At 53.6% G+C, this 8,017-nt stretch carries 2 protein-coding genes; both read left to right on the top strand.

From position 1 onward, the window contains the following. Positions 1-1,304: 1,304 nt before the first annotated feature. Positions 1,305-5,819, top strand: a complete 4,515-nt coding sequence (locus ABLQ08_RS32355) for a M10 family metallopeptidase C-terminal domain-containing protein (RefSeq protein ID WP_352950905.1) — start codon at positions 1,305-1,307, stop codon at positions 5,817-5,819. Positions 5,820-6,697: 878 nt separating this feature from the next. After that, a partial coding sequence (locus ABLQ08_RS32350) for a M10 family metallopeptidase (protein WP_352950904.1) occupies positions 6,698-8,017 on the top strand: 1,320 nt, incomplete at its 3' end.

Genomic DNA, 8,017 nt, shown 5'->3' with positions numbered 1-8,017 from the left:
AGCCCTGCAGGCACTGGCCAGCGACCGTCCCTCCGGTCTTCGTCTTGACTTCGGAGACGGAGACATCCTGTTCATCGACAATATGAGCCTGGCCCTGCTCGATAGCGGCGACGTGATCCTTTAGAATTGGATTTGGTGATTCAGGGCCCGATAACTAACCTAGTTGTGTTTGGCGGGCCTTCTCCGCCAGTGCAAGTGTGGCCTTCCAGGATCTGAAACTTCTCGACAACTTCAATAGCTCATACAGCTGTCTTAAATGTTGTGACGTTTGAGAGGCGCGGCGAGATATAGCGTCGCTGCCGTATTTTGTGGTTCCGAAGAAATCCTTTGAAAATATCGTTGCTTGGTTCAAAGCCTTATATGGCAAATCTGACGCTTTCTCTGCCCCCCATTTCTTCTGTTAATCTACTGCCATTGCAGTGTTTTGGCGCATTTGGCGGTGGATGCCAAAGGTGGCGGCGATGGATCGTTCACGTGACGGTTAAGGGGCAAGGGCAAACCACTCCGTACAGATTTTGGTCTTGGAAGTGGCTGTATCGGGACGCATCAAGAGGACGGGGTCGTGTCCCGATGTATAGCGCCTGCCAAAGCAAGGGTTCAACCCGCGCAACAACACCAAAAAAATTCCGTCCTTTGCGCGTTCAGTCAATGATTTGAACAAATCCAATCAAATTCTTGCAGTGTTAGAAGGGTTGCCGGAACCTGCTGATAGACGACGCGACATGACCTTGACGAACGTGCTGGACACGGTTGGTCCACTTTATGGCGTGACAAATCGGATGTCGGTGCCCTTCGGAAAATCCGCGGAACCACACTCCGGCACATTTTCAGGTAAACCGCCACCATTCAGCACCCGCAACCCCACGCTGTTTTGCTCGACACAAGAATTTCAACAACCGACCTGGCTTTAGCTGAACGCTAACTCGTATCTGGGGGAGAAACGTTTATCGGCACCTGTCGCAAGCCACCAATTCACTTCGCTACGCTAATGACCGCATTTTAGGATTTACGGTGGCGACAGCCTGAAGCAAAAGGCGGAAATTGGTTATCCGGTCACTCCCAGATGTGCCGTTGGGCTCGATTGAACCGTCAGCTATGAAACCAGATTCTCATAGGGTCGTCCCGTCAGCGACGGCGTAGCACATTTGTCACACTCGTTTGAAACATCCGTCAGAATAACATTGTAACTTTGCGTTAATAAATACGATTGTGTATCAACCATCAGTAGCCGTAGGGTTGCATGGCTTTGGAGGTGCCCAGGCTTTCTCTTATCGTATCGTACTGTGAACATTTAGAAATTAGAAATGTCAGAGTTGCTTGAAAATCCTATTCCAGAAGCGAACGAGTCCGCAGAGCAGTCGCACAACGCCCTCCAACAAAATCGTTTCGAGGGCGAAGACGCGGCTTCTTCGATCGACACGATCTATACGATTTCGGCCGGAGACACATTCACCGGTTATCGGGAAGAAGCAGGAAGCGACTGGGTTCGTATCGAACTTACGGCAGGTCAAAAATATATCTTTACGCTTGAGGAAGGTGCGTCGCCTGCCATATACGATCCCTTCCTTCGCCTTCGCGACAGCAATGGTGTTTTGCTCGAGAGCGATGACAATAGCGGAGGCATACTGAAATCCAGGCTGGTGTACGAGCCTACTTCATCTGGAACTTATTATCTGGAAGCTCAGGCACGGAGCCGCGATGGTGGCAATTACGTGCTGGGAACCGAGCTTTCTGAACCGCTTCCCACCTACACCAATGATCAGATCGCGGATTACCTGGTGTCAGGCTACTGGCAGGATATCGGTGAAACCGCGAGGTCATTCGATATCTCGGCCGGTGGAAGTTTGAATGTCAGTCTCGACGGGATGATCTGGGACAGGGGCAAGGCGTTTGCACGCTATGCCCTTGAAGTCTGGTCATCGGTGACCGGCATCAATTTCAACTACGTATCCGGTGATGCGCATATCACCTTCGATGACAACGACTACCGGCCTCCTCACACTACCCATGAGCTTGACGGCTCAACGATCACAAGCGCGACTGTCACGATTGACATGCGCTTTCTGAACGGCTCAGGGCAGGATCCCAGCGGGAGAGGTATTTATTATTATATCCGCGAAGTTGGCCGCGCGCTGGGTCTTGGCTACACCGGTGACATTGATGCCGTTCCGTACCAGCTGGGTATCGATAACAACTTTCTGAACGACTCCTGGCACGCGTCGGTGATGTCGCTCTTCAACCAGTATACGAACCCGTATGTGGATGCTCCGACTGCATACCCCCGTTCGCCGGCTGTCGCCGACATTCTGGCCATTCAACAACTTTACGGATCACCTGCATCAGTACATGCGGGTGACACGGTGTACGGATTCAACTCCGCGGCGGGCGGAAATCTCGACGATCTCGTGAACGCAACGGAAAACTTTACCGCAACGATCATCGACACATCCGGAACAGATACGTTCGATTTCAGCGGTTATTCGGTCGACCAGGTCATTGACCTGCAGCAGGAACATGAATCCAGCGTCGGCGGCTCCACCGGATTTTTCTTTATCGCCCGGGGCTCGGTAATTGAACATGCGATCGGCGGAAGCGGCAACGACACGATTATCGGAAACGATGTTGACAACACACTTGAAGGTGGCGACGGAAATGACATTCTTGCAGGTCTGGCGGGCGCCGACAGCCTGAATGGCGGTGCAGGAGAGGACTGGGTTCACTATGACGCGTCGGATGCCGCGGTCACCGTCAACCTTTCCGACGCATCCGCGGAAACCGGAGGGCATGCGCAGGGCGATCTTCTTTCGAGTATCGAAAATGTCCTGGGGTCTGCCTTTGCAGACACGATCACGGGCGATTCCGGGACGAATATCCTCAATGGCCATGATGGCGACGACACCATTTACGGGGAAGACGGCAACGATACCCTTTTGGGCGGTGCGGGTGCAGACAGGCTTTTTGGCGGCGGCGGAGAAGACTGGACAAGCTATGAATTCTCGGATGCCGGAGTAAATGTCGGTCTTTCCGACGCCGCGGTCGAAACCGGAGGCCATGCGGAAGGTGACCTTCTGGACGGGATCGAGAATGTTCTTGGATCCGTTCACAACGACACGCTCACGGGAGACGGTCTGGCAAACGTGCTTCGCGGCAATGATGGAGACGATGCGCTTTTCGGAGGAGATGGCAACGATATTCTGAATGGCGAAGCCGGTGCCGACAGCCTGAACGGCGGCGCCGGTTTTGACTGGGCCTATTACGACATCTCGCAGGCTGCCGTGACGATCGACTTGTCCGACAACTCTGCCGAATCGGGAGGACAGGCTGAAGGCGATGTTCTGACAGACATCGAGGGCATTTTCGGTTCCATCTACGCGGATAGTATTTCGGGCAATGCGCAGTCGAATACTTTCAGGGGGAACGAAGGAGACGATGTCCTTTCAGGTTACGGGGGCGCGGACACGCTTCAGGGCGATGCCGGAAATGACATCCTCATCGGCGGTGCGGATGCAGACAACCTTGATGGCGGCCTGGGTACGGACTGGGCGTATTATGAAACCTCAAACGATGCGGTAGAGATCGATCTTTCGGACAATGCAGCGGAAACCGGCGGACATGCCGAGGGCGACACGTTGTCGGGTATCGAGAACATTCTGGGATCTGTTTATGCAGATCGGATCACCGGCGACGCTTATGCCAACTACCTGCGCGGTCACAATGGTGACGACGTTCTGTCGGGAGGGAGCGGGAACGATATCCTCAAGGGTGATTTGGGTGCCGACCGGCTGAACGGCGGCTCCGGATTGGACTGGGCGTATTACGAAAGCTCGAATGAGGCCGTTCAGATTGATATGTCCGATGGCGAGGTGGAAGCCGGCGGACATGCAGAAGGTGATGAACTCACGAGCGTGGAGAACATTCTGGGCTCTGCGTTCAACGACACGATCAGGGGCAGCGCATCTGCCAATGTTCTGCATGGTCTTGGCGGCAACGACAGCCTTTACGGAGAAGAAGGCAACGATACTCTTCAGGGTCAGGCCGGCGCCGATATTCTGATCGGCGGCGCGGGCGCAGACATTCTGAATGGGGGAGAAGGCGAAGACACGGCCAGTTTTCACACTTCAGACGCAGGTGTGAAGATTAATCTCTCCGACAATCTTGCGGAATTGGGCGGGCATGCCGCTGGCGACATCTTAGTCGATATCGAACGCATAATGGGCTCGACCCATGATGATGTCATTACCGGCAGCGCGCTCAAAGACTATTTTCGTGGTGGCAATGGCGACGATACCCTGTCTGGTCTCCACGGCGATGACACCCTGTTTGGTGACGGCGGCAACGACGTTCTTATTGGCGGTTTTGGTTTCGATGTTCTGAACGGTGGTGAGGGAATCGACTGGGCCAGTTACCACTCCTCGGATTATGGTGTGATCGTCGATTTGTCGGATGCAGATTCTGAGTACGGCGGAGATGCGCAAGGCGACACGCTGATCGATATCGAAAACGTCCGAGGGTCCATCTCCAGGGACGTCATAACCGGAGACGAGGGCGCAAATGCCATCCGCGGGAACAACGGGAATGACTCTCTATTTGGAGCCGCAGGGGATGACACACTTCTGGGTGAAACCGGAGACGATCATCTCATCGGTGGCGCCGGCGCGGACTTTCTGAACGGTGGCACAGGCAACGACACGGCCTTTTATGATGCCTCGTCTGCCGGTGTAACGGTGTCATTGGCAGCAGGTGCCGTCGGGGTTGGCGGAGATGCACAGGGTGATACCCTGGCTGATGTCGAAAACCTTTATGGTTCGCTCAACGGCGACTACCTGACGGGAAACGCTCTGAACAACACTCTCACAGGTATTGCCGGCGATGACATCCTGTCAGGGGAAGAAGGCGATGACACGCTTGAAGGAGGTGTTGGCGACGATATCCTGATCGGCGGGTACGGTGACGACACCCTTGACGGCGGCACCGGTTCGGACACGATCTCATACATAAGTGCGAACGGCTCAGTAAGCGTTGACCTGCGCTGGAGCGGCCGCGACATTGGCGCCGGTTATGGCCGGGACCGTTTCTATTCCATCGAAAATATTACCGGCTCGGACTATGACGACCGTCTGACCGGTGACGCCGGTGACAATGTCCTGGATGGTGGCGCCGGCAACGATGTAATTTCCGGTAAGGGCGGAAATGACACGCTGTCTGGCGGAGATGGCAATGACAGACTTCGCGGCGGCAATGAAGCAGATGCCTTGTCCGGAGGCTCCGGGGAAGATGTACTTGTGTCGCTCGGCGGCGATGACACGCTGACTGGCGGCGCAGGCAAAGATTACGTCTATGGCGGCCAGGGAAATGACAAGCTGTTCGGAAACCGGGACGATGACCGCTTGCGCGGCAATCGCGGCAACGACGAGATGGATGGCGGGAATGGCAATGACGACCTGCGGGGCGGCGGCAACAACGACACGATTTATGGCGGTGCAGGCGATGATTTCATCCTGGGCGAAAATGGTAATGACACCATAAACGGGGGCGCTGGAAACGACACTTTGCGAGGTGGCTCCGGCGGTGCAGCCGGTGACGGAAGTTGGGACATTTTCGTGTTCAATCGGGGAGACGATTTCGACAAGATCAAAGATTTCGAGATCGACCGGGACAAGATCGACCTTAGCGACTTCAATTTTTCCGGCTTTGGTGAAGTGTTGGCATTGGCGGAAGACCGCGCAACCGGATTGAGGATTGATTTCGGCGACGGAGATATTCTCTTTATCGACAATGTGTTCACGGCAAGCCTGAGTGCGGGTGACGTTATCCTATAAAGGTCGACAACTTAATTCGGATCTGCGGGAAAACTGTTCCCTGGCCCACAACAGCCTCCAGTCCACTTTACCGGCTGCAAACCGCTAAACTGACATTCGCCCCCTAACAAACGAAGTCATCAATCCGAAACCGTGCAGATAGGCTTTGAAATGGAATTTCTGTCCTTTGCCATACCTGGGTCGAAGCTGCGTCCAACCAGGTCTTCGCGAGGTTTCTATTATGGCGCATTGACCTGAACCCTTTTGCTCATCCGACGTGAGGGAGAGCTCGGGCTTAAGAGCAACAGCAAAGAGTCTGAAAATTCGGATTTGAAATTCACTCAGAACTCGTCTCGTGCGCACAAAAGTTAAAATTCAGTTTATTGAATAAACGCAGGGATTGTGCAATGTATCCAGATTAATGACAATATGAGCGGGCATAGATGTGTAAATTCTGTTTGAACTATCGATATCATGCCCGCGCCACACTTTCCGCACCTGCTAATCCAGATACCGCGCCGGGCGCAGACGCACCGGCATTCGTTGCTGAGACTGCATCGGCCAATTCCTTGGCACCGAACGAATTTGCAACCAGAGCCGAATATGTGGAGATCGTTGATGCACCTGCCGATGTATCGACGCCTTATGAACTGGTTGCTGGTGACACTCTCACCGGCACGACTTCCGATACTTTCGACAATGACTGGTTTCGGGTCACTGTTAACCCTGATACGACAATAGAAATTATATCATCCACCATTAGTTATTCTATGTCGAGTTCTCTCTACGATGAGAATGGTAAAGGTTTAAAAAATAGAGATAAATACAGCGATAACAGCGCAACAATAATATACATTAACGACTCAGATGAACTTGTTAATTTATACGTTTCAGCGAGAGTGTCCTCAAGTTATATATATGATCGGCCTTATCCTTCCGACTACACTGTCACTGTTCAGGAAGTGCCCCCGGACCGTTACCGTTTCGAGGAAGGAATCGATGCGCCTGACGACATATCGACACCTTATGAACTCGTCGCAGGTGAAACTTTTTCCGGTACAGTTAAGAACCCATTCGATGAAGACTGGATTCACGTCACTGCAGAAGCCGGCCAGACCGTGGAGATCACGGTAGCAGGCGAACTTAGCACCGAGAATGAAAGATTGAGCGCATATCTGCACGATGCGACAGGCCGCTCTGTCGGCACACGTGACAATTATTCACGATCCGGGGTCGTCCTGAGTTACGAAAACACGTCCATGGAGGCCGTCGATCTCTACGTTGAGGTTGGGGGGGGGGCGGCTTCGTTTGACCTTGACTACACCGTAATCGTTCAGGGGGCCATCCTTCCGCCACCGCCAGCACCGTCAACTGAATACACCAACGACCAGATCGCGGCCTATTTGACCTCAGGTTACTGGGGCGGGCAATTCGCGTTCGATGTCGCACCCGGAGGCTTTCTGACAGTCGATATAACGGGATTGACGGCTGCGGGACAGTATCTTGCCACGAACGCCCTGGAGGCATGGACCGTCGTCACCGGGATCAATTTCAGTTTCGTTTCGAGCGGTGCTCAGATCACGTTCGACGACAATAATGCAGACGCCTATGCCGAATTTTTCAACACCGGTTCAACGATTACGTCAGCTGACATCAACATTTCGACGGACTGGCTGGATACGTACGGAACCTCACTCGGCAGCTATTCCTTTCAGACCTACATCCACGAAATCGGTCATGCGCTCGGTCTCGGGCATGCCGGAAATTATGATGTCACCGCAACTTATGGCGTTGACAATTATTGTCTGAACGAATCGTGGCAAGCGTCGGTCATGTCGTATTTCGATCAGACCGAGAATACAAATATCGATGCCAGCTTTGCCTATCTTCTGACCCCGATGATCGCCGACATTCTTGCGATCCAACAGCTTTACGGCACGCCAAACAATATCCATCTGGGTGACACGACATACGGTTTCAATTCAACGGCAAGTGGTTATCTCGACAGTTTCGTGAATGCGACAAACCCGATCGCCGGCACGATTGTCGACAACGGCGGCACCGACACGCTGGATTTCAGTGGGTTCTCGGCCGATCAGGTCATCGACCTTCGTGAGGAACAGGCCTCCAACATCGGCGGCCTTGTCGGCAATTTCTTCATCGCGAGGGGGACGGTGATGGAGAATGCGATTGGCGGCAGCGGTGCGGACCAGCTCATC

The sequence above is a fragment of the Roseibium sp. SCP14 genome, assembly GCF_040329475.1.
In the GTDB taxonomy this organism is placed as follows: domain Bacteria; phylum Pseudomonadota; class Alphaproteobacteria; order Rhizobiales; family Stappiaceae; genus Roseibium.
Note: the sequence above shows the minus strand (reverse complement) of the source record. Positions and strands in the feature narration are given on the sequence as shown.

Coding starts and splice junctions, on each gene's coding strand:
- ABLQ08_RS32355 (WP_352950905.1), top strand. CDS start 1,305: ATGTCAGAGTTGCTTGAAAATCCTATTCCAGAAGCGAACGAGTCCGCA.